Raw genomic sequence first — 22,901 nt, 5'->3', positions numbered from 1 at the left:
CGCCAGTAGAGCGACGAGGCCTTGCCCATAGTGCCCTCCCCTTGGGGAAGCACCACAACATCTAGTAGTGACGGCCTAACCCCCGGCACAAGACTTCAAGAGCCAGGAAGGCGCTTAGTCGTACCTTCCCAGCCAAGTTTGCAAGTCCCGCGCGCCCAGCCTTACCGCTGTCCGTGTGGCGTTGTTGAAATGGAATGAACGGCGGTACGTCGCGGCACTCAACAGCCAAGCGTCCAACTAATTAAAGCAAGAACACGGAGACCTCCATGCACACCGACACAACTCGCGAGAACCCGCAGGCCGTGGCGCCGCAGGCTGCCGAATCCACCCAGGATCTGGCCGCCACTGCCCCCGGTCAGCTTCGTGTGATCAAGCGTAATGGCACTGTCGTGCCATACACCGACGACAAGATCACCGTGGCCATCACCAAGGCGTTCCTCGCAGTTGAAGGCGGCACCGCTGCCGCCTCGTCGCGCATCCATGAGACCGTTGCGCGCCTGACCGAGCAGGTCAGCGCCACCTTCAAGCGTCGCATGCCGTCCGGCGGCACCATCCACATCGAAGAGATCCAGGACCAGGTCGAACTGTCCCTGATGCGCGCCGGCGAGCAGAAAGTTGCCCGCGACTACGTGATCTACCGCGAATCCCGCTCCCAGGCGCGCAAGACCGACACCGCTACCAGCGACGTCGCCCAGCCGCACCCGAGCATCCGCATCACCCGCGCCGACGGCACTGTGCAGCCGCTGGACATGGGCCGCCTGCAAACCATCATCACCGAGGCCTGCGAAGGCCTGGCCGAAGTCGATGGCGGGCTGATCCAGAGCGAAACCCTGAAGAACCTGTACGACGGCGTGGCCGAGAACGACGTCAACACCGCCCTGGTGATGACCGCCCGCACCCTGGTCGAGCGTGAGCCGAACTACTCCTACGTCACCGCTCGCCTGCTGATGGACACCCTGCGCGCCGAAGGCCTGGGCTTCCTGCAAGTGGCCGACAGCGCCACTCACCACGAGATGGCCGACCTGTACGCCAAGGCCCTGCCGGCCTACATCGCCAAGGGTATCGAGTTCGAACTGCTGAACCCGGTACTGGCCACCTTCGACCTGGAAAAACTGGGCAAGGCGATCAACCACGAGCGCGACCAGCAGTTCACCTACCTGGGCCTGCAGACCCTGTACGACCGCTACTTCATCCACAAGGACGGCATCCGCTTCGAACTGCCGCAAGTGTTCTTCATGCGCGTGGCCATGGGCCTGGCCATCGAAGAGAAGCAGAAAGAAGACCGCGCCATCGAGTTCTACAACCTGCTGTCGTCCTTCGACTACATGGCCTCGACGCCGACCCTGTTCAACGCCGGCACCCTGCGTCCGCAGCTGTCCTCGTGCTACCTGACCACCGTGCCGGATGACCTGTCGGGCATCTACAACGCCATCCACGACAACGCCATGCTGAGCAAATTCGCGGGCGGCCTGGGCAACGACTGGACCCCGGTGCGCGCACTCGGCGCCTACATCAAAGGCACCAACGGCAAGTCGCAAGGCGTCGTGCCCTTCCTCAAAGTGGTCAACGACACCGCTGTTGCAGTTAACCAGGGCGGCAAGCGCAAAGGCGCCGTGTGTGCCTACCTGGAAACCTGGCACATGGACATCGAAGAGTTCATCGAGCTGCGCAAGAACACCGGTGACGACCGTCGCCGCACCCACGACATGAACACCGCCAACTGGATTCCGGACCTGTTCATGAAGCGCGTGTTCGACGACGGCCCGTGGACCCTGTTCAGCCCGTCCGAAGTGCCCGACCTGCACGACCTGACCGGCAAGGCCTTCGAAGAGCGCTACGAGTACTACGAAGCCATGGCCGGCTACGGCAAGATCAAACTGCACAAGACCATCGCCGCCAAAGACCTGTGGCGCAAGATGCTCTCCATGCTGTTCGAAACCGGCCACCCATGGCTGACCTTCAAAGACCCGTGCAACCTGCGCAGCCCGCAGCAGCACGTGGGCGTGGTCCACAGCTCGAACCTGTGCACCGAGATCACCCTGAACACCAACGCCGACGAAATCGCCGTGTGCAACCTGGGTTCCGTGAACCTGCCGAACCACATCGTCGACGGCAAGCTGGACACCGCCAAGCTGCAACGCACCGTCAACACTGCAGTGCGCATGCTCGATAACGTTATCGACATCAACTACTACAGCGTGCCGCAGGCGAAGAACTCCAACTTCAAGCACCGCCCGGTGGGCCTGGGCATCATGGGCTTCCAGGACGCGCTGTACCTGCAGCACATCCCGTACGGTTCCGATGCCGCTGTCGACTTCGCCGACAAGTCCATGGAAGCCATCAGCTACTTCGCCATCCAGGCCTCCTGTGACCTGGCCGACGAGCGTGGCGCCTACGAGACCTTCCAGGGCTCGCTGTGGAGCAAGGGCGTACTGCCGCTGGACTCGCAGCAGATCCTCATCGAAGCGCGCGGCCAGAAGTACATCGACGTTGACCTGACCGAGTCCCTGGACTGGGCCCCGGTACGTGCCCGTGTGCAGAAAGGCATCCGCAACTCGAACATCATGGCCATCGCACCGACCGCCACCATCGCTAACATCACCGGCGTATCGCAGTCGATCGAACCGACCTACCAGAACCTGTACGTGAAATCGAACCTCTCCGGCGAATTCACCGTGATCAACCCCTACCTGGTTCGCGACCTCAAAGCCCGCGGCCTGTGGGACTCGGTCATGGTCAACGACCTGAAGTACTACGACGGTTCCGTGCAGCAGATCGAGCGCATCCCGCAGGACCTCAAAGACCTGTACGCCACTGCCTTCGAAGTGGAAACCAAGTGGATCGTCGACGCCGCCAGCCGTCGCCAGAAGTGGATCGACCAGGCTCAGTCGCTGAACCTGTACATCGCCGGCGCCTCGGGCAAGAAGCTCGACGTGACCTACCGCATGGCTTGGTACCGTGGCCTGAAAACCACCTACTACCTCCGTGCCCTGGCCGCGACCAGCACCGAGAAGTCGACCATCAACACCGGCAAGCTGAACGCAGTATCCAGCGGTGGTGACGAAGGCTTCTCCGCAGCACCGGCCGGTCCGGCCCCGGTACCAAAGGCGTGCGCCATCGACCAACCCGACTGCGAAGCTTGTCAGTAAGCAGGCACGCACGAAGCTGAGCGGCGCCCGCGTCGTTGCCTGACAGGTCGGACCCCATCACGTACAGACGTACGCTCAGGGGCTCCAACCTGCCAGGCGCCTAGCGCTCACTCGCTCAGTTTCGCGCTTGCTGCGTGTTGTTCTTAGGTAAAAGCCACAAGCGACACGGACTGCTTCTAGTCCCCTCTCCCCTCTGGGGAGAGGGCTAGGGTGAGGGGTCAAACCCAACCCACGCACACTCCCCCACACCAGCCCATCGGTGCGGGGCGCCGCCCAGACAGGCGGCAGCGTTTTAGCCTTGCGCGCACACCGCAACGGAACATAATCAGAACCACTGGATACTCATACAGGCCGCACACAACCCGGCCCGATGACCAAGCAGGAGACCACCATGCTCAGCTGGGACGAATTCGATAAGGAAGACGGCGCAGAAGCTGCTGCCGCACCCGCCGCCGCTGTAGTTGGCGCCGCTATCGACAAGCTCGACGACGAAGCCGCCGGTTCCGTACAGGAAGCCCGCGCCGTAGACGCCAACGACTCCGACGCCATCGCTCGCGCCAAGAAAGCCCTGAACGACCTGGACATCCAGGAAGGCCTCGACGACCTGGCCGGCACCAGCGCCCGCGTACACGTCGGCGACAAGCAGATGATCAACGCCCGCGCCGACCTCAACCAGCTCGTACCCTTCAAGTACGACTGGGCCTGGCAGAAGTATCTGGATGGTTGCGCCAACCACTGGATGCCGCAGGAAGTGAACATGAACGCCGACATTGCTCTGTGGAAGAGCAAAGACGGCCTCAGCGAAGACGAACGCCGCATCGTCATGCGCAACCTCGGCTTCTTCTCCACCGCCGACAGCCTGGTTGCCAACAACCTGGTGCTGGCCGTGTACCGCCTGATCACCAACCCCGAGTGCCGCCAGTACATCCTGCGCCAGGCCTTCGAAGAGGCGATCCACACCCACGCCTACCAGTACTGCATCGAGTCGCTGGGCATGGATGAAGGCGAGATCTTCAACATGTACCACGAGATCCCGAGCGTGGCGAAGAAGGCCTCCTGGGGCCTCAAGTACACCCGTTCGATCTCCGATCCGAAGTTCGAAACCGGCACCCCGGACACCGACCGCCAGTTCCTGCGCAACCTGATTGCCTACTACTGCGTACTGGAAGGCATCTTCTTCTACTGCGGCTTCACCCAGATCCTCTCCATGGGCCGCCGCAACAAGATGACCGGCACTGCCGAGCAGTTCCAGTACATCCTGCGCGACGAATCCATGCACCTGAACTTCGGCATCGACGTGATCAACCAGATCAAGATCGAGAACCCGCACCTGTGGGACGCCGCGATGAAGGACGAAGCGACCCAGATGATCCTGCAGGGCACCCAACTGGAAATCGAATACGCGCGTGACACCATGCCGCGCGGCGTACTGGGCATGAACGCGGCGATGATGGAGGACTACCTCAAGTTCATCGCCAACCGTCGTCTGACCCAGATCGGCCTGAAAGAAGAGTACCCAGGTACTTCCAACCCGTTCCCGTGGATGTCGGAGATCATGGACCTGAAGAAAGAGAAGAACTTCTTCGAGACGCGGGTTATTGAGTATCAGACTGGTGGGGCGTTGAGCTGGGATTGATTCCTGGGTCAAGACCACTAGGACAGATTAGAAACGCTTTGCCGAGAATGGATGTTCGGGGTAGCGAGAGAAACTAAAAGCCCCGCCTAGTGCGGGGCTTTTTATTGCAAGAGCAACCAGAGTCAGCCCACCGCACAGCATCACCAACTTACCAATGGAACCAGCATGCAGAACGTCACAGAGAGCATCATATTGGGAATTGTTGCTGGCCTATTAACCTCAGCTGTACTTCTAATAACAAAAAGCATAATTATAAATATCCTCCTACCCCTATACCGCCAATTTATGTATAGAGGAATCCACATAAATGGCACATGGCACCACATTAACTCCAGCCAAAAGCTATTACTGGAGCTAAAGCAAAACTGCGAGAAACTCAGTGGAAAAGCTACCCTCCAATGGATCAGCTCCAACAATCACTTTCACATTGAATCAATTAGAACATTTGACGTCAGCGGCTGCCTTGAAACCAGATTTATAACTCTTACCTTCCGGCACACCGACAGATCTCGCCTCGGAATAATTACATGCCTACTTCAGGTCGATGGGGACGGAACCATCTTAAGCGGGCAGCGCTGCTGGTATGCACCACTAGCAACAAAAATAAACTCAGGCGGCATTCGACTTTACCGTGACGAACGGCGCGCACTTGATGCAGCGCCCAGACCCGCAGAGCAATACCAGACAGATGAAACGAATGAGTCATACGAATCATATGACGCAAACGAACTCAACGACATATATACAGAAATAGAAGACGCTGAACTCTATGAAGAAGCTGATGCAACCGAAACAGGTAAGCAAATAAACCCGAAAAAACAGGAAAATAATGTCTTCGAAGATCGGTAAGAAAAAGGAACTAACGAACTCCCCAAACACCCGAGCTGAACGCCCCATCCATTTTCGCCCTTACGGCGAGTCACTTTAATCGTTCCCACGCTCCGCGTGGGAATGCAGCCCTCGACGCTCCAGCGTCCACCCGCCAGCAACTACACGCCGGAAGCCACGTAGCGACGCAGAGCGTCGCGGGCTTGCTACCACGCTGGAGCGTGGGAGCCATCAGACCGTCAGGCAACTCCAATCGCCCCTTTCAGGAGGCCGAACGGAATCGTTGCGTAAGGGGTTGAGCGACATGGATGTCGCGAGAGCGCCGATGGGCCAGGGATGGCCCTTCGGCGCGGGCCCCTGGAGCAAGGATGGAGTGAGGGAAGTCTGGCGCAGCCAGACCCGGATGCAGGGGCGCAGACCTTTTGGTTCCTTTTGGGGCGTTTGCCAAAAGGGACTCGCCGTGCGAGGCGAAACCTGTAGCCCCAGCCGAGGAAAGCGCCGCGCTTGCACTCAGAACCGCAAAGCCAACACCACAACGGTGTTCGGCAAGTAGCTGGATATCCACGGCGGAAAACGCTTCGCGGTTTTCCACCCTACGCGGGGTGGCTTTTGTAGGGTGGACAACGCTCTGTTTACCCACCATCGGCGCCACACGGGACATCCGACTCAACTGAATCCACGCTCTTCGCCCTTACGGCGAGTCACTTTCTCTTTGCACGCGCAAAGAGAAAGTAACCAAAGAGAAAGCGCGCCCGACATCCGGGTTTCGCTGCGCGAAACTTCCCTCGCTCCGGCGCTGTTCCGAGGGTCGTCACGAAGGGCCATCCCTGGCCCATCGTTCCTCATTTGGCATCCATGCCAAATGCCCCTCTCCACAGCGCCTCCACTCGGCCTCCTGACGGGGTTCGGGCTCCGCGTTGCTTGAGGCTTGTGTCTTTCTTGCTTGCTGTTGCCACTGCGCTTCCCACCTCTGGATTCCCGCCTTCGCGGGAATGACGGGGTAGAAAAGAGGAGTCGTGGTCCCTCTTCCGTCATTCCCGCGCAGGCGGGAATCCAGTGATGCAGTAGAGCGATGCAAAGCTGATGCGCCTACGCCCCACTATCAGGCAACACCAATCGCCCCTTTCAGGAGGCCGAACGGAATCGTTGCGTAAGGGGTTGAGCGACATGGATGTCGCGAGAGCGCCGATGGGCCAGGGATGGCCCTTCGGCGCGGGCCCCTGGAGCAATGATGGAGTGAGGGAACCCCGCCGCAGGCGGGGCCGGATGCAGGGGCGCAGACCTTTTGGTTCCTTTTGGGGCGTTTGCCAAAAGGGACTCGCCGTGCGAGGCGCAACGGAGCGAAGCGAAGTAACAGCCGCAGGCTGGCCCGAAGGGCGAGCACAGCGAGTAAACCTGTAGTTCCCGCCGAGGAAAGCGCCGCGCTTGCACTCGACCTACGAGCCAGGATTGCTTGATCGCTCCCACGCCCTGTGTGGAAGTGCAGCCCTCGACGCTCCACCGCCCACAATTCCAACCACGCAGAGCAGCCATCTGGCGACTAGGTTTACCTCAGCCACTAAAACCTCCGCCCACAACTCAAACAGGCAAAGGCTCGTTATGACCAAAAAAATAGACCTGACGATCACCCACGATTACCTCAATCCGTTTGCCTCGCCAGACACCCCCAAGCTGAGCCCCGAGCTGACGGACTACCTGTCGGACAGCGCCTGGTACCACCCCGAGCTACTCCTGCAGATCAACTGCCCGGAAGATGAGCGAGAACGCCTGCAGCAAGCCATCAGCAATACCTTTGCGGAAAAGAGCGAACAACTCAGAGGGGATATCCGCACCCAGCGGCTAGTCGCGCTGACGCTGCTGGGCCTGGCACTCGCCCTGGTGCTGGCAGGCACAGCTCTGGGTATTGAAGGCACCATCCCGGTGGGCGTTGTGACGGTCACCGCGTGGATGCTGCTCTGGCGCAGCGCAGAAATATTCTTCCTGGATATCCGCAGCGTTAACCGGGAGCTGCGCAAGTACCAGCGCATCGCCAACGCATCCAAGCAGTTTTGATTGCGCTTGATCGTTCCCACCAAGCCACCCGTGGGAACGATCAGCCGGTAAACCCGCACTGTCTCGCCTTCCCGGCAAACGCTCGAACCTCAGCTGCGTGGCCTATGGCAGCGCCATATCCTCACCAGCCGCCTGCATCTGATCGAACACCTCTTCCATCCTCTGCAACAGCAGCGGCGCGTCGGAGCTTTTGCGGGAAACGATCAGGCGGATGGGCAGGCTCTCCACGGTGACGTAGGGCAGCGGCGGCTGGCCTGTCCTCTTGAGCACCTGATCGATCGGGAGCTGGTAGTCCAGCAGGTAGTCGCCACGCTGGCGGCGAAGCAGCTCCAACGCCGCCTCGCGATGATGGGTGCGCAGTTGCGTGATCTCCCGTGCCGGGTCCAGCAGCAGCTCCCGGGTATGCGGCCAGTAGCTGTAACCGCTGAGCATGATCATCACCTTGCCGGCCAGATCATCCGGCACCTTGGGCGCTGGCGTGTCGGGACGGTAATACAGGTTGAGCCTGACCTCGGCCAGCGGGCGATCCGACTCCAGGACGTGGCCCTTGAGCTCCTGCTTGTTGGGGGCTCCGGCCCAAAGGTCGACACGGCCTTCACGCAGTTCGTTGTACAGCCGCGCGATCGGCATGGCGCGGAACTGCGGCGTGTAGCCAGCGCGCTGCACCATGCGCGTCAGCAGGTCGAACAGCGGCCCCTCCGTGCGTCCGTCAGGCGTGGTGTAAATGGATGGGGGGAAATCGTAATAACCCACGGTCACAACTGGCAGATCCGCACGACAAAAGCCGCTGATCAATGCCAGTAGAAGCACTGAATATCTGAGCGTCAACATACGTCCCACACCTTACTGCTAGATCTTATTTTTAGGGGGGTGTCGCATAACCCATCGCTTGGACAGGCGTGTAACAAAGCACTTCGTACAACCTCAGTAGCGCGGATTCCACAGGCATGGAAAACACGCTGCGCCTTCTACCCTACTGCCACCTGCCAATGGAACAACGCGGCATGGCCGGCACAGCAGCGCGCTTTGATCCTCCCACAAGTCTGTGGAGCCTGCCACTCGCTGCGCGGATCATTGCCTGCTCGCAAGCCTCATAGCGGCACAAGCGGGCTTGCTGCATGTCGGCCGGGGCTTGGTGATGCGCAGCGGCGCTGGCTGCGTGCCCCTGCAGAGCGTGCAAGCAGTCGAACTCGGGGCGTGATGGGCTGGTAAACGCTGCGCGGGTTCCACCCTACGGCTGTTCCACCACCGTTCTGCATAGCCGGTCACCCAGCCTGGCATGCAGATGCCTTACCCTGAGCCGACCCACTTCGAGCCAGGCAACGATGAACGACAGCGGCAGCTTCATCCTCTTCCTCGTCACCCAGTTCCTGCTGCCTTTTGGCTTGGGCTACCTCTATTGCCGGAACAAGGGCATCCCCACCGACTCTTGGCGTGCAGGCGGTATTTACCTGATTGCCCTGTCGGCGGCGATGCTGCTTTTCATCGGCCTTCTCGGCCTGCCCACCCATGTGAAAAACGTCGGCTTCGTCACCAACCGATCCATGGGTTTGACCTGCGGCGCCATCGGCATGGTCGGCGGTATCGTGATGGGCGTTCTGGCGCGGCGCTTCGAGGGCACCGCAGCGCTCGACCTAACCGCCTCAGGAACAGCGCGCATGGATATCCGCTTACTGCCACTTACCGAATTCCACAGCGTCTATTTCTTCCGGATGATCACCCTCGCCATTCTCGTGTTACTCGGTGGTTTCACCCTGTTCCACCTGACGGCCACACCACTCTCCGAAATAACCGTGGTGGCGCTATGCGTGTTGCTCATGGCGTGGCGTTTCACGGTGGAATGGCTGCGGGTCGGAAAATCCGCGCCGGCCTTTATTCACAACGATGAACTGGTGGTGTCCAGCGCCGACGGCCACCGCCAGATTCCGCTGACGAAGATCCGCTCAATCACCTCCCGGCACAGCCTCTTCATGGTCCGGCGCTACCGCTCATGGAGCGAGCACCTGGCATTCCTGCAGCTCACGCTGCACAGCGGAGAGCGCATTCACACGCTAGCCGAAAGCGCCGTACTGGAATTTCCCGCCGGCAAGCAGACCTTGAGTGCGCTGCGCACCGCCGTACTGGACGCCAAGACGAAAAGCCTCAGCACGCAGCAGCCAGCCAGCACTCGCTGATCGCCCGCGCCCTCCCGCCAGCACCTAGAAACGTTCGAACGGTCGATACCTCGCCCGATTACCCCTGTGCTATATCAGCTCGGCTATCGACCACTATCAGGCGAGGCGACTACCAGGTGAGACGGTGCCTGCCTGAGCCACGATTGAGCCGAATAACAACAAGGGAACGAGCAGATGAACTACTCAGCAATTGATTGGCAGCTCGACGATGGCCTGCTGAAACTGACCCTCAACCGCCCCGAGCAGATGAACGCGTTCACCATCGAAATGGCCAATGAACTGGAGCACGCCTTCAACCGCGCCAGCCTGGACGATGAGGTGCGCGTCATCCTGGTCACCGGGGCGGGCCGCGCGTTTTGCGCGGGCATGGATCTGTCGAAAGAAGGCAACGTCTTCGGCCTGGACGAAAGCCTGACCCCCAGCCTGGCGGACATGCACGAACAGCTCGATGCGCCAGACATCCATGCTGGCGTGCGCGACACCGGTGGCCGCGTGACACTGGCCATCCAGGCCTGCCGCAAGCCGGTGGTGGCCGCCATCAATGGCGCGGCGGTCGGAATCGGCGCCACCATGACCCTGGCGATGGATTTTCGCCTCGCCTCGGAAAAAGCCCGCATCGGCTTCGTCTTCGGCCGCTTGGGTATCGTCCCTGAGGCCTGCTCAAGCTGGTTTCTGCCGCGTATCGTCGGCCTGCAGCAAGCGCTGGAATGGGTCTACACCGCCGACATTTTCGACGCCCAGGAAGCCCTGCGCGGGCGCCTGGTGCGCTCGGTGCACGCACCGGAAACGCTGCTGCAAGAGGCTGAAGCCTTCGCCCGCCGGCTGGTGCAGGATCGCTCGCCCGCCGCCACCGCGCTCAGCCGGCAGATGCTCTACCGCAACAGCGCGCAAGCCCATCCACTGGAAGCACACCGCATCGATTCGCTGGCGATGTTCTACACCAGCATCGCTGACGGCAAGGAAGGTGTGGCCGCGTTTCTGGAAAAACGTGCACCGCGCTTCACCTCAAAAGCCTCCAGCCTTCCGCCGTTCTATGACGAATGGACGGCCGACGCTGTCGGGAAGCAGGACTAGAACCGCATGCTGATAGCCCCCACGCTGGAGCGTGGGGGCTATCAGAAAGATGGGCTGGCTGAAAGAGCAGCTCGCGGTCCGTTACCGGCTCAACTCGTACACGCACATATTGACCGTCGCGGCCAGGTTCAGCGATTCGATGACGCCACAGCCGGCAATCGTGAAGGGCTGGGCGTTGAGCGCAGTCAGTTGCTCGCGCGGCACACCGCGGGCTTCGTTGCCGAACAGGTAGCAATCGAACGCCTTGAAACTGGCCGACTGCAGGCTGTCGCCGTGCATGTCCAGGCAAGCGATGCGCTCGAAGCGCGTGGACAAGGATTCCAGCTGCACATCCAGTTCCATGGTCGTATGGAAAATCGCGCCCATGCTGGAGCGCACCACCTTGGGGTTGTACGGGTCGACGCTGCCGGGGCTGAGCAGGCAGCGGAAGTTACCGAACCAGGCCAGGGTACGCAGGATGGTGCCGAGGTTGCCCGGGTCCTGGATCTCGTGCAGGTAGATGGCGCGCTCGCTGGACGCGGCAGCCGGCGCGGCCGTTGGCAGCATCGGTACCAGGGCGATGATGCCCTGCGGCGTTTGCGTGTCGGCGATCTGCGCCATCTGCCGGTCGCTGATCACATGGGTCTTGAATGTGCTTTGCCAGTGCTCGTAGGCACCCGTCACATACAGCTCGCTGCGCTGCAGCTGCGGGTTGTGCAGGGCCGCCTTCTGCAGTTCAAGAATCAGGTGCTCGCCCTCCACCAGAAAATGACCGAACTCGGCCCGGTACTTTTTCTGCTGCAGCTTTTTGATGTCGTCGAGTTTCATCAATACGGCGCTCAGTGGCTCAGTTCAGCCAGCATCGACTTGGCCAGCGCTTCGGCAACCTTGATGCCATCCACGCCTGCCGAGAGGATGCCGCCCGCATAACCAGCGCCTTCACCGGCCGGGTACAGGCCTTTCAGGTTGAGGCTTTGCAGGGTCTCGTTGTCGCGGGTGATGCGCAGCGGCGAGGAGGTGCGGGTTTCGATGCCGGTGAGCACGGCGTCAGCGCGATCGAAACCGCGGATCTGCTTGCCGAAGGCCGGCAGCGCCTCGCGGATGGCCTCGATCGCATACGCCGGCAGCGAGGGGGCCAAGTCGCCCAGGCGTATGCCGGGTTTGTAGGAGGGTTCCACCTCGCCCAGCTCGCTCGATGGAACGCCGCGAATGAAGTCGCCGACCAGTTGCGCCGGCGCACAGTAGTCGCTGCCGCCCAGTTCATAGGCGAGGGACTCCAGGCGCTCCTGGAACTCCACGCCGGCCAGCGGGCCGCCGGGGAAGTCCTGCTCCGGGTTGATGCCGACGACGATGCCGGCATTGGCATTGCGTTCGTTGCGCGAGTACTGGCTCATGCCGTTGGTCACCACGCGTTCCGGTTCGGAGGTCGCCGCCACCACCGTGCCGCCTGGGCACATGCAGAAGCTGTAGACGGCCCGGCCATTCTTGGCGTGATGCACCAGCTTGTAGTCGGCGGCGCCGAGTTCCGGATGGCCGGCGTATTTGCCCAGGCGGGCCTGGTCGATCAAGCCTTGCGGGTGTTCGATGCGGAAGCCCACGGCAAACGGCTTGGCCTCCATGAACACGCCCTGGCGGTGCAGCATGCGGAAGGTATCGCGCGAGCTGTGGCCCAGCGCCAGCACCACATGGCGACTGCGGATGGTTTCGCCGCTGGCCAGCACCACGCCTTCAAGCTGCCCGTCATTGATCTGCAGATCGGTGACCTTGCTCTCGAAGCGCACCTCGCCACCGAGGGCGATGATTTCCTCGCGCATGGCGGCGACCACGCCGGTGAGGCGGAAGGTACCGATATGCGGCTTGCTCACGTACATGATCTCGTCCGGCGCGCCGGCGCGGACGAACTCGTGAACCACCTTGCGGGCGTAGAACTTGGGGTCCTTGATCTGGCTGTAGAGCTTGCCGTCGGAGAACAGGCCGGCACCGCCCTCGCCGAACTGCACGTTGGACTCGGGCGTCAGGACCTTCTTGCGCCACAGGGCCCAGGTGTCCTTGGTGCGGGCCCGCACGTCCTTGCCGCGCTCCAGCACGATGGGCTTGAAACCCATCTGCGCCAGCAGCAGCGCGGCGAACAGGCCGCAGGGGCCGAAGCCCACCACCAGCGGCCGCTCGCTCAGATCAGCCGGCGCCTGGCCGACGGAATAGTAGTTGGTGTCCGGCGCCGGGCGGACATTGTGGTCATCGGCGAAGCGCGACAGCACGGCCGCCTCGTCGCGAACGTCCAGATCGATGATGTAGATGAACAGGATGACGCTGTTCTTCTTGCGGGCGTCGTAGCTGCGCTTGAACACGGTGAAGTTCAGCAGGTCGGCGTCGCTGATATCCAGGCGCTTGAGGATGGCCTGGCGCAGCTCATCGGCGGAGTGATCGAGGGGCAGGGACAGTTCGTTGATGCGAATCATGGCGGTAATCCTGGCCGGTGACTCCGGCAAAGGAAGCAACTGAGGGTGGGGTAAGGTGGCAATTGTAGCCGCCACCGCCCGCCCCTGTCAGGCCTGGCCCGCCGCCCGGCGGAAGGCGCCCTGCCGGTCGGCGCCGCGCGCTCCCTGCCCTGCGATTTAACCTGCGCCCTGTTATCGGCCTATAATCGCCACCACTTTGCGGCCAACTGCTTGCCCCCTGCGCCGCTCCTCACCTTGATTTTTCTGGTTGGCCCACTCATGAAACGCTCCAAAAGCAGCAGCCGCTGGCTGAATGAACACGTCAACGACCCCTACGTAAAGCGGGCTCAGAAGGACGGCTTGCGTTCCCGCTCCAGCTACAAGCTGATCGAGCTGAACGAGAAGGACAGGCTGATCCGCCCCGGCATGCTGCTCATGGACCTTGGCTCCGCCCCTGGCGGCTGGTCACAAGTGGCTGGCAAGCTGGTGGGCGAAAAGGGCCGGGTGGTAGCCACCGATATTCTGCCGATGGACCCGCTGGATAACGTCGACTTCATTCAGGGCGACTTTACCGACGACGCGGTGTTCCAGCAGCTGCTCGACCAGCTCGACGGCCGCCAGCCCGACCTGATCGTCTCCGACATCGCGCCCAACCTCAGCGGCGTTGCGGTGGCCGATCAGGCGTCCTCGATGTATCTGGTCGAGCTCACCCTCGACATGGTCCGCAAAGTGCTCAAGCCCAATGGCAACTATGTGGTCAAGGTCTTCCAGGGCGAAGGTTCCGACGAGTTCCTGCGCGACGTACGCACCTCGTTCGAGAAGGTGGTCGTGCGCAAGCCAGCAGCATCGCGCCCGCGCTCGAACGAGGTGTACCTGGTGGCGAAAGGGTTCAAGGGATAAGTCATCCAGCTCGCGCGCGGGCTGCGTGACGCCGGGCGCGCATTGCAATGCCGCCCATCCAGACGCCCAACGGGCATGCCCCGGAGCCAGACCCTCGATGTTCACCCTCGTACAACTGGACAACCCACCGCCAGAGTCCCTGAAAAGCCAGGTTCTGCAGATGGTGGTGGACTACTTCAGCGATATCAGCCCGGCACCGCTGACGCCCAGCAACCCCCTCTACCAGTTGTACCAATACGTGATCGGCTACGAGGTGCATCTGTACCTGCAAGCCATGGATGCGGCGCTGGATAGCAGCGCACGGCTGATCCTGGCCCTGGATGATGACGATCCCTCCCAGGTGCTGGGCTTCGCCCTCTTCCTGCCGGCCAAGGATGATCCCGAGGCCTGCACCCTGGCCTACATGGCCGTCGGCGCCAGCCACCGCCGTCACGGCATCGCCCGCGCCATGCTGCAGCACATGACCAGGCAACGCCCGCATGCCGAACTGGCCTGCGTGGCAGGCAAAGTGCCGACCTTCGAGGCCATGGGCTTCCAGGTGCTGGCCGCGCGCGGAGCGCAGGTGCTGATGAACACCCGCAATCACAGTTCGGACGGCCTGGTCGCCGTGCAGGACCTGGCGCCGATCTTCCAGTCCAAGGAAGTCCGGCAGATCCACGCCTACCTGCTCAAGCAGAACGGCAACAAGGCCATGAGCGACGCGGAGAAACAGCGCGACCGCCTGCTCGACCAGATGGCCCGCCAGGCCCAGGCATTGGTGGACGAGCGCCTGCGCCTGCACTGAGCCAGCTCCCTACTTCGCAGCACTACAGACCGGGCAACAGACCGCTAGGCACCTCAGGGTGCCACCCTCCCCCTTGCCCGTTACAATGCGCACCTTGACCGTGCCACGCCTGATAAAGAAGAAACCACCATGTCTCTGCCCAAGCACCATCTGGAACTGCTCAGCCCTGCCCGCGACGTAGCCATCGCCCGCGAGGCCATCCTGCATGGGGCCGATGCCATCTATATCGGCGGGCCGAGCTTTGGCGCGCGGCACAACGCCTGCAACGAGGTCAGCGATATCGCCGGTCTGGTGGAGTTCGCCCACCGCTACCACGCGCGGGTGTTCACCACCATCAACACCATCCTGCATGACGACGAGCTGGAGCCGGCACGCAAACTGATCCACCAGCTCTACGACGCCGGTGTCGATGCGCTGATCGTGCAGGACCTGGGCGTGATGGAGCTGGATATTCCGCCCATCGAGCTGCACGCCAGCACCCAGACCGACATCCGCACCCTGGACCGGGCCAAGTTCCTCGACCAGGCCGGGTTTTCCCAACTGGTGCTGGCGCGCGAGCTGAACCTGCAGGAAATCCACCAGATCGCCGCCGCCACCGACGCGGCCATCGAGTTCTTCATCCACGGTGCGCTGTGCGTGGCCTTCTCCGGCCAGTGCAACATCTCCCACGCGCACACCGGGCGCAGCGCCAACCGCGGCGACTGCTCGCAGGCCTGCCGCCTGCCCTACACCCTGAAAGACGACCAGGGCCGCGTGGTGGCGTTCGAGAAGCACCTGCTGTCGATGAAGGACAACAACCAGAGCGCCAACCTGCGCGATCTGGTCGAAGCCGGCGTGCGCTCGTTCAAGATCGAAGGGCGCTACAAGGACATGGGCTACGTGAAGAACATCACCGCCCACTACCGCAAGGAACTCGACGCCATCCTCGAAGACCGCCCGGACCTGGCCCGCGCCTCAAGCGGCCGCACCGCGCACTTCTTCCTGCCCGATCCGGACAAGACCTTCCACCGCGGCAGCACCGACTACTTCGTCACCGAGCGCAAGGTTGACATCGGCGCCTTTGACTCGCCGACCTTCACCGGACTGCTGGTTGGCCAGGTGGAAAAGGTCAACAAGCGCGACCTGATTGCCGTCACCCATGAACCGCTGTCCAACGGTGACGGCCTCAACGTGCTGGTCAAACGCGAGGTGGTGGGTTTCCGCGCCAACATCGCCGAACTTAAAGGCGAGTTCGAGGAAGACGGCGAGAAGCGCTATCGCTACCGCGTCGAACCCAACGAGATGCCCGAGGGCATGTTCCGCCTGCGCCCCAACCATCCACTGAACCGCAACCTCGACCACAACTGGCAGCAGGCGCTGCAGAAGACCAGCGCCGAGCGCCGTATTGGCGTGCGCTGGAAGGCCGAACTGCGCGAAGCGCAGCTGCAGCTGACCGTCACCAGTGAGGAAGGCATCAGTGCGCAGGCCACTCTGCCCGGCCCCTTCGGCCCGGCCAACAAGCCCGAGCAGGCGCTGGATGGCCTGCGCGATCTGCTGACCCAGCTCGGCACCACCGAATACCACGCGCAGGACGTGGCGCTGGACGCCCCGCAAGCCTTCTTCGTGCCCAACTCGCAGCTCAAGGCCCTGCGCCGCGAAGCCACCGAGGCGCTCACCGCTGCCCGCGTGGCCGCCCACCCACGTGGCGGGCGCAAGGCGGAAACCACCCCGCCGCCGGTGTATCCCGAGTCGCACCTGTCGTTCCTGGCCAACGTGTACAACCAGAAGGCTCGCGACTTCTACCATCGCCACGGCGTGCAACTGATCGACGCGGCCTACGAGGCCCACGAGGAAACCGGCGAGGTGCCGGTGATGATCACCAAGCACTGCCTGCGCTTCTCCTTCAACCTGTGCCCCAAGCAGGCCAAGGGCGTCACCGGCGTGAAGACCAAGGTCGCGCCAATGCAGCTGATCCACGGCGACGAAGTGCTGACCCTGAAATTCGACTGCAAACCCTGCGAGATGCACGTGGTCGGCAAGATGAAAGGCCACATCCTCGACCTGCCTCATCCTGGCAGCGCCGCCACCCAGGTGGTCGGCCACATCAGCCCGGACGACCTGCTCAAGACCATCCGCAACAAGCCGGGCTACAGCCACTAACCGGCCGCTCTCGTAGGGTGGGTCACGCTTTATCGACCCACCGGACTGAGCACGGATGGATGTCATGTCCGCCCGCCACTGTCCCCGCTGCTAGTACAGCGTCAGCAGCAACCCCGTCAGATACAGCCCCATACCAAAGACCAGATGAGTGACCAGCGCCCGCAACCGTACCTGGCGCGGGTTTGCTGTGCGCGCCGCGGCGATACCCATGCCAAATCCCGGCTGCATCAGCAACAGCGGCGCGGCCACCGTCAGCCCACCGAACAGCAACGCCGGTAATGGTGTCGGCTGCTGTAGCCACTGGCTTGCGGCCAACAGCACAAACGCTCCCGCAAAAAACATCCCGATCAAGTAGTGGAAGGCCCAACCCAACGCCCGTTCACCCGCCACCGGCGGCGCCTTACCGATCGCCGCATGGCTGAATTGTCCGTGGCGCATATGCCCGAGCCAGCGCCCGACCAGCGCATAGTCCAATGAAGCGATACCGAAAACGCGCCGACGCAGCAGCGCCCACAGGTCCATTACCAGTGTCGCCCCGAGACCCAATAACGCTACCTGTACGATCATCTCGACTGTCATACCCACATCCACCTACTCTGTCTGAAAGGCCTTTATCAGTAGCCTGCCAGTTCAAGTCGACTTGAGGTCAAGCATGAAAGAGATGGATATCGGCAAGGTCGCGCGCTGGTCCGGGCTGCCGGCGTCGACACTGCGTTACTACGAGGAAAAAGGGCTGATCCGCTCCATCGGCCGCAACGGGCTCAAGCGGGTATTCAACGAGTCGGTGATCGAACGCCTGTCGCTGATCGCCCTGGGCCGCGCGGCCGGTTTTGCCCTGGACGATATTGCCGGCATGTTGGCCAGCGATGGCCAGCTCGCCATCAACCGCGCCCAGCTACAGGAACGCGCCGACCAACTGGATCGCACCATCAAACGGCTCAGCGCAGTACGCGACGGCCTGCGCCATGCCGCCACCTGCCCCGCAGAAAGCCACCTGGAATGCCCCAAGTTCCGGCAGTTGATGAGCCTGGCCGCCAAAACCGCAGCCAAGGGCCGCGCTCACTCAGCACTGAGCATCCGCAACTAAGCATCTCGATCTTGCGGATCTCGAAGTCGCGGCGCAGATAGCCCATGCGCCGCACATTGAACTCACGCATGTGCGGCAGGTCGCCGTGCGCCGCCAGATGCATCCTTCGATGCCCATACCTCGAAGAAGATAAACAGGCTCGTGCCCTGGGCGTCACGTAGCATGGGGTATTGGATGCAATTCCGCTCAGGCTTGGCATGGGGTGCTCTGCCGACCTTTCCTTGCAACGACTTGATGAATGTGCCGAATATCGAGCGCGATCTGGCGCGTTACAAGCAGCACCTAGCCGAAATATTGAAGATCGGCTAAGCCTACGATGCACAGCGCCCACTGCGGTGCTACGCCGCTTCACCTTCATACCTCCTTGCGCTAGCCTTGCGACCACTTTTCGCAAGGACGCCGCCATGCAACAGGACCTCCAGCCTCACCCCCTCGCTAAGCCCATCCGCCGCCTGACCATCGCGGCCTGGGTAATAGCTGCCGTGTTGCTCTTGAACACCCTGGCACCCTATGCCGTCATGTTGTTCCCTCAGCTCTATGTCAGCCAGGCGAAAGAGATCGAAGAGTCTCTCAACAAAACACTAGGTAAAGAGGAGTTCAGCGTCGACGCCAAAGCCCTCTCCGAGAAGCAAAAATTCAACACCATCCCTGGTAATCAATTCCATGCCATGCCATTGGACGAAAAAATCATTCACGCCAGCGCAATCGCTCTAACCCGCATTGAAAAGACCAGCGACGGGAAGCAGCGACAGGTTATTCAGGAGTTTCTGAAAAAAGCTCCTGGTGTAACCATCTATAACGAGGTGGGCAGCGAGTTCCAAAGCCGCTATGTCGGTAACGATGAAATGGACTACGGAGACGGCGCCATTGTCTTTTTTCTAGGTTCTCCAGCCAGAGCAATCTCTTGGTCCTACTTCAGTGGCGATCGCGTCGATAGCCTCGAAAGGATTCCACTCTCACTACTGCGCGAGAAATGCAAAGCGGCTCAAGGCGCGCCAAACAGCGCCGTCCAGTAGATCCCCGCATCACTTTTGGGGTCGACCGCATAGGCCGCGCCCAGCTCGCTGAATTTCGGGTTCATCAGGTTGGCGCAGTGCCCCGGGCTGGCCAGCCAGCCGTCCACCACTTTGCGCGCGCCGTCCTGGCCGGCGGCGATGTTTTCGCCGATCTGCTGGCCGCCATAGCCGGCAAGCTCGGCCCGATCTCCCGGCGTGCGGCCGTCGCGGTCGCGGTGGGCGAAGTAGTTGCCGTTGGCCATCGCCCGGCTGTGGCTCTCTGCCGCGCCGGCCAGCGTGGCGTTCCAGGCCAGCGGCGCAGTGGCGGCAAAGGGTTGGGCGCCGCACGTTTGCGCTTGCCCGCGCACCGCGTTGATCTGTTCGAGCAGCTTCTGCCCTTCCGCCTGCCAGTCACCCAGACGGCCCAGCAGCGGTCGTGCCAGGACGATGCGCCAGTCGCGGCCATCGCGGCTGACGCCGATATCGACGAACTGCGGGTCGAGCACCACCTGGCAGAAGCTTTCCTGTAGGGCGGTCATGGCTGACTTGGCATCACGCGGGCCGGACAGGCTGATCGATTGCACATTGACCATCGGATACGCCGCACGGGCCAGCGCCTGCTGCAAATCTCCAGCCCCTGCCACCGGCAGGGCCAGGCGTGGGTCAGCCGCCAACGCCGGCAGCTCCTCGGAGGCCTGCCCGGCGCAGCGCTGCACCTGGCTGCGGTAGGCGTTGAGCGAGTCGATCAGTTGCGCTTCCTCGGCCGCGCCGGCAGTGCTGGCAAACACCAGGGCGAACGCCAGGCCGGTGAGACGCAAAACGGATGAGATGGTGCGCATGGAAAGCTCCCTGGATCTGAATCGCCCCATGATGCGCGATTCCGTAGGTTTTCGTCTTGCCGCGCGATATGCGATCAGCGCTTGGGCCACTCGGCCGCTTCCCACGCGCAATCGCGCCCGCCAGGTATACTGGCGCCCTTCCCCTTTCTGGCTCGCCGTGAAACGTCATGACTTCCAAACCTTCTGATTCGTCCACCGAAGCCAGCACGGCCGACAACGACACGCTCGACGCCAGCGTAGAAAGCAGCGCCGAGAGCACCGCCAAACCGGCGATCCCGGCCTTCAGCTTCCCCTTCTCCCCCGCCACCTTCGCGCCGGGCAAGGGCGACAACCAGCCGTGGCACCAGAAGGGCAACAAGTCCGCCCACGAGAAGAAGATCGGCGCCGCCCCGCCCGGCACCCGCCGCTCCATGGGCAAGCGCTAAGCACACAGCCCGCGCCTGACAGAAACGCCGAGCCACCTGTTTTCCTGCCCACGCTGAACCCGCTATCCCGTGCAGATAGCGGGAACTCAACGGCCATGCTGTACCTCAATCAGGTAACAGCCCCCCATGCAGGAGACACTGCAATGGCCGACGAGCAAACCCCAGCCGCCCCGGAGCAGGACGAACAGGACGACCCGCAGGCGTTGCCTGAAGAGGTTCTGGAGAACCTGGAGAAGGTAGCGCCCCTGCCCGCGCCACCACCCGAGCCGGAGACGCCCTAACGCACGCTAAGTGCCGGCGAAAACGATCAACTGCACTTGAACCGTCACCCGATTACGGTACCCTCGGCGCCTTCATAGAAAGGAGCAATTCCCATGGCCAAAGCCACTGCCCGTCACATCCTGGTTGCCAGCGAAGCCAAGTGCAACGAACTCAAAGCCGCTATCGAAGGCGGTGCCGACTTCGCCCAGGTCGCCAAAGACAACTCCACCTGCCCATCCAGCCGCCAGGGCGGCGACCTCGGCTCCTTCGGCCCGGGCCAGATGGTCAAGGAATTCGACACCGTGGTGTTCAGCGCCCCGATCAACGTGGTCCAGGGCCCGGTGAAAACCCAGTTCGGCTACCACCTGCTGGAAGTCACCAGCCGTCAGGACTGATCGGCTGCAGGCCCCGCTCTCACTGGGCGGGGCTACCTGTTGCGGCGCCCTTCACGGCGCCGCAAACAGGCAATACGTAGCAAGGGCTGCGCAAGGCAACCCTGGACGGACCGGCAAACCGCTGATCCAGCCGTAGCAAAACCTCTCCCCCTCTGGTCTACGCTCCCCCTTCCATACACAAGGAAAGGAGGACTCCCCATGAGTCTGTTTGGCAAAATTCTCGACCTGCTCGGCTTCGGCGAACAAGCCCAGGCCAGCGAAGCGCCGCCCGCCGCACCTCAAGCTGCGCCCGCTCCCGCACCCAGCGCGCCCACCGCAATTGGCGTGGTGGACGTAGTGGCCAAGCTGGAAGGCCTGGCCGCCAAGCACCCGGAAAAACTCAACTGGAAAGTCTCGATCGTCGACCTGCTCAAGCTGCTCGGCCTGGATAGCAGCCTGGGCGCCCGCAAGGAACTGGCCACTGAACTGGGTTGCCCGGCAGAGAAGATGGGCGACTCGGCGCAGATGAACATCTGGCTGCACAAGACCGTGCTGCAGAAACTGGCGGACAACGGCGGCAACGTGCCGGCCGACCTGCTCGACTGACCCCTCGCGGGCGGTGCGCCCTGCGCCTGCCGCCCACTCACTCTGCAAATCCTGTCACACGCCCACCCTAGACACCCCTGCCGCGCTGCAACACCATTCCCCCACGATCAATTTCACGGCCCGCAGCCAGCCAGGGGAACTCCGCATGACCGACGCCGAAGAACTGCTACGCCTGCAAGTCGAGCTGTATGAGCAGGAGCTGAGCGACGGCGACGGCCTGGTCGACTTCGCCAGCCAACTGGCCCTGGGCGAGCGCTTCGCCACCCTGGTGGATGACCCGCAAGCCTTCGCCGTGATCGCCGAGCTGATGGCCCACGCGCACCCGCACATGCGCCGCCTCGGCAGCCTGACCCTGCACGCGCTGCCGTATCGCTGGTACAGCCTGGCCGCGCCGCTCGCCGAGCAGCATCTGCAGGACGGATTCACCTGGGTCGAATATGACTGTGTGCGCTTCTTCCTCAACAACGGCAGCCTTGATGAACGCATCATCCAGTTGCTCGAGGCCAAACGCGCCAGTACGACCAAAGACGACGTCGCCAAGATCGCCGAGAAAGCCGTCGCCGGCCTGCGCGAGCTGCAGGCCGGGTACCGGGAACCGCTGGTGCCCCGCGAAAGCGAAGGCCTGCGCTTCAGCATTCCCGCCAGCTGGAGCCTGATCGCCCAGGCGCAGGGCATCCAGGTATTCGCCTCGCCCGAGCTGAGCAGCCGCAAGCTGACCCCACGGCATTGCCGTTCGGCGCTGAAGATCCAGGCAGTGCCCAACCTCGGCCAGGCGCAGATCGACGACATGATCAGCGGCAACCTGCAGTTGTGCCGCACCGAGCAGGTGATCGACCTGCCGGCCCTGCGCGACCACGCCGATTCGCGTGCGCTGTTCTACCGCGAGAGCGAAGTGTTCCCCGAGCTCAACCTGCGTGAATTCCGCGGCCACGGCAGCACCCTGCTGGTCAACAACGTGATGTCGCCGCTCAGCCACCTGGACGTCGCCAGCGCGCGCAACCTGGCGATCCTCGACTCGATCACGCCGCTCTAGCAGGCTGTTGAAAAACGTTAGCGAGGCAGCCAGCGCAAGGCGCAACGACCACCGGGAGTAACAGCCGCAGGCTGGCCCGCAGGGCGAGTGCAAGCGAGTCAAACAGGCGAAAAAGCGCAGTTTACGAA

The 22,901-nt window shown here is 62.3% G+C and carries 21 protein-coding genes and 1 pseudogene; 16 read left to right on the top strand and 6 right to left on the bottom strand.

Going from position 1 to position 22,901, the window contains the following annotated elements:
* The first annotated feature begins 266 nt into the window (after positions 1 to 266).
* The 4 genes from H3H51_RS07500 to H3H51_RS07485 all read left to right on the top strand — a co-directional run bounded on the left by H3H51_RS07500 (position 267) and on the right by H3H51_RS07485 (position 7,665).
* Positions 267 to 3,149 carry a ribonucleoside-diphosphate reductase subunit alpha gene (locus H3H51_RS07500; RefSeq protein WP_183088429.1) on the top strand — a complete coding sequence of 961 codons (2,883 nt, stop codon included), beginning with the start codon at positions 267 to 269 and terminating at the stop codon, positions 3,147 to 3,149.
* A 391-nt stretch (positions 3,150 to 3,540) separates the two neighbouring features.
* Positions 3,541 to 4,785, top strand: a complete 1,245-nt coding sequence (locus tag H3H51_RS07495; RefSeq protein ID WP_173211680.1) for a ribonucleotide-diphosphate reductase subunit beta — start codon at positions 3,541 to 3,543, stop codon at positions 4,783 to 4,785.
* A gap of 165 nt (positions 4,786 to 4,950) precedes the next feature.
* Complete coding sequence (locus H3H51_RS07490) at positions 4,951 to 5,634, top strand: hypothetical protein (RefSeq protein WP_183088428.1); 684 nt, start codon at positions 4,951 to 4,953, stop codon at positions 5,632 to 5,634.
* Positions 5,635 to 7,212: 1,578 nt separating this feature from the next.
* Positions 7,213 to 7,665, top strand: coding sequence for a hypothetical protein (locus H3H51_RS07485; protein ID WP_183088427.1), 453 nt, complete (start codon positions 7,213 to 7,215; stop codon positions 7,663 to 7,665).
* A gap of 102 nt (positions 7,666 to 7,767) precedes the next feature.
* On the opposite strand, the gene H3H51_RS07480 is transcribed toward H3H51_RS07485, so the two are convergent.
* Complete coding sequence (locus tag H3H51_RS07480; RefSeq protein WP_183088426.1) at positions 7,768 to 8,424, bottom strand: substrate-binding periplasmic protein; 657 nt, start codon at positions 8,422 to 8,424, stop codon at positions 7,768 to 7,770.
* Positions 8,425 to 8,990: 566 nt separating this feature from the next.
* Here H3H51_RS07480 and H3H51_RS21160 point away from each other — a divergent pair.
* A complete protein-coding gene (locus H3H51_RS21160) occupies positions 8,991 to 9,839 on the top strand; it encodes a hypothetical protein (protein ID WP_235981307.1) in 849 nt (282 codons plus the stop codon).
* A 174-nt stretch (positions 9,840 to 10,013) separates the two neighbouring features.
* Positions 10,014 to 10,913 carry a crotonase/enoyl-CoA hydratase family protein gene (locus tag H3H51_RS07470; RefSeq protein WP_183088425.1) on the top strand — a complete coding sequence of 300 codons (900 nt, stop codon included), beginning with the start codon at positions 10,014 to 10,016 and terminating at the stop codon, positions 10,911 to 10,913.
* An 81-nt stretch (positions 10,914 to 10,994) separates the two neighbouring features.
* On the opposite strand, the gene H3H51_RS07465 is transcribed toward H3H51_RS07470, so the two are convergent.
* On the bottom strand, positions 10,995 to 11,720 hold the full coding sequence (locus H3H51_RS07465; protein WP_183088424.1) for a TrmH family RNA methyltransferase: 726 nt from the start codon (positions 11,718 to 11,720) through the stop codon (positions 10,995 to 10,997).
* Positions 11,721 to 11,731: 11 nt separating this feature from the next.
* A complete protein-coding gene (locus H3H51_RS07460; RefSeq protein ID WP_183088423.1) occupies positions 11,732 to 13,351 on the bottom strand; it encodes an NAD(P)/FAD-dependent oxidoreductase in 1,620 nt (539 codons plus the stop codon).
* A 258-nt stretch (positions 13,352 to 13,609) separates the two neighbouring features.
* On the opposite strand from H3H51_RS07460, the gene rlmE reads away from it, so the two are divergent.
* From rlmE to H3H51_RS07445, 3 genes are all read left to right on the top strand, one after another.
* A complete protein-coding gene (rlmE, locus tag H3H51_RS07455) occupies positions 13,610 to 14,230 on the top strand; it encodes a 23S rRNA (uridine(2552)-2'-O)-methyltransferase RlmE (RefSeq protein ID WP_183088422.1) in 621 nt (206 codons plus the stop codon).
* Positions 14,231 to 14,327: 97 nt separating this feature from the next.
* Positions 14,328 to 15,014 carry a GNAT family N-acetyltransferase gene (locus H3H51_RS07450; protein WP_183088421.1) on the top strand — a complete coding sequence of 229 codons (687 nt, stop codon included), beginning with the start codon at positions 14,328 to 14,330 and terminating at the stop codon, positions 15,012 to 15,014.
* A gap of 129 nt (positions 15,015 to 15,143) precedes the next feature.
* Entirely contained in the window at positions 15,144 to 17,153 is a 2,010-nt protein-coding gene (locus H3H51_RS07445; protein WP_183088420.1) for a peptidase U32 family protein, read from the top strand.
* A 90-nt stretch (positions 17,154 to 17,243) separates the two neighbouring features.
* Here the strand turns inward: H3H51_RS07445 and H3H51_RS07440 are convergent, their stop codons facing one another.
* Entirely contained in the window at positions 17,244 to 17,732 is a 489-nt protein-coding gene (locus H3H51_RS07440) for a DUF2938 domain-containing protein (protein WP_183088419.1), read from the bottom strand.
* A 73-nt stretch (positions 17,733 to 17,805) separates the two neighbouring features.
* Between H3H51_RS07440 and H3H51_RS07435 the strand changes: the two genes are divergently transcribed.
* Entirely contained in the window at positions 17,806 to 18,240 is a 435-nt protein-coding gene (locus H3H51_RS07435) for a helix-turn-helix domain-containing protein (protein WP_183088418.1), read from the top strand.
* Here H3H51_RS07435 and H3H51_RS21155 read toward each other — a convergent pair.
* Positions 18,236 to 18,428 (bottom strand): annotated as a pseudogene (locus H3H51_RS21155) (putative quinol monooxygenase); the annotation flags it as partial. The gene H3H51_RS07435 and the pseudogene H3H51_RS21155 overlap by 5 nt on opposite strands.
* Before the next feature lie 216 nt (positions 18,429 to 18,644).
* On the opposite strand from H3H51_RS21155, the gene H3H51_RS07430 reads away from it, so the two are divergent.
* A complete protein-coding gene (locus H3H51_RS07430; protein ID WP_183088417.1) occupies positions 18,645 to 19,256 on the top strand; it encodes a hypothetical protein in 612 nt (203 codons plus the stop codon).
* Here the strand turns inward: H3H51_RS07430 and H3H51_RS07425 are convergent.
* Positions 19,226 to 20,074, bottom strand: coding sequence for a CAP domain-containing protein (locus H3H51_RS07425; RefSeq protein ID WP_183088416.1), 849 nt, complete (start codon positions 20,072 to 20,074; stop codon positions 19,226 to 19,228). The two genes, H3H51_RS07430 and H3H51_RS07425, sit on opposite strands and share 31 nt — an antisense overlap.
* A 167-nt stretch (positions 20,075 to 20,241) precedes the next feature.
* Between H3H51_RS07425 and H3H51_RS07420 the strand changes: the two genes are divergently transcribed.
* From H3H51_RS07420 to H3H51_RS07400, 5 genes are all read left to right on the top strand, one after another.
* Complete coding sequence (locus tag H3H51_RS07420; protein ID WP_183088415.1) at positions 20,242 to 20,499, top strand: hypothetical protein; 258 nt, start codon at positions 20,242 to 20,244, stop codon at positions 20,497 to 20,499.
* Positions 20,500 to 20,642: 143 nt separating this feature from the next.
* Positions 20,643 to 20,780, top strand: a complete 138-nt coding sequence (locus tag H3H51_RS07415; protein WP_183088414.1) for a hypothetical protein — start codon at positions 20,643 to 20,645, stop codon at positions 20,778 to 20,780.
* A 93-nt stretch (positions 20,781 to 20,873) separates the two neighbouring features.
* The gene (locus H3H51_RS07410; protein WP_183088413.1) at positions 20,874 to 21,155 is read left to right on the top strand and encodes a peptidylprolyl isomerase; all 282 of its coding nucleotides are present in this window, start codon (positions 20,874 to 20,876) and stop codon (positions 21,153 to 21,155) included.
* Between the two features lie 198 nt (positions 21,156 to 21,353).
* The gene (locus H3H51_RS07405; RefSeq protein WP_183088412.1) at positions 21,354 to 21,740 is read left to right on the top strand and encodes a DUF3597 domain-containing protein; all 387 of its coding nucleotides are present in this window, start codon (positions 21,354 to 21,356) and stop codon (positions 21,738 to 21,740) included.
* 145 nt (positions 21,741 to 21,885) lie between these two features.
* Entirely contained in the window at positions 21,886 to 22,773 is an 888-nt protein-coding gene (locus H3H51_RS07400; protein WP_183088411.1) for a hypothetical protein, read from the top strand.
* Positions 22,774 to 22,901 lie beyond the last annotated feature (128 nt).

The organism is Aquipseudomonas ullengensis, assembly GCF_014174475.1.
In the GTDB taxonomy this organism is placed as follows: Bacteria; Pseudomonadota; Gammaproteobacteria; order Pseudomonadales; family Pseudomonadaceae; genus Aquipseudomonas; species Aquipseudomonas ullengensis.
This window is presented reverse-complemented; position numbering and strand designations above follow the sequence as displayed.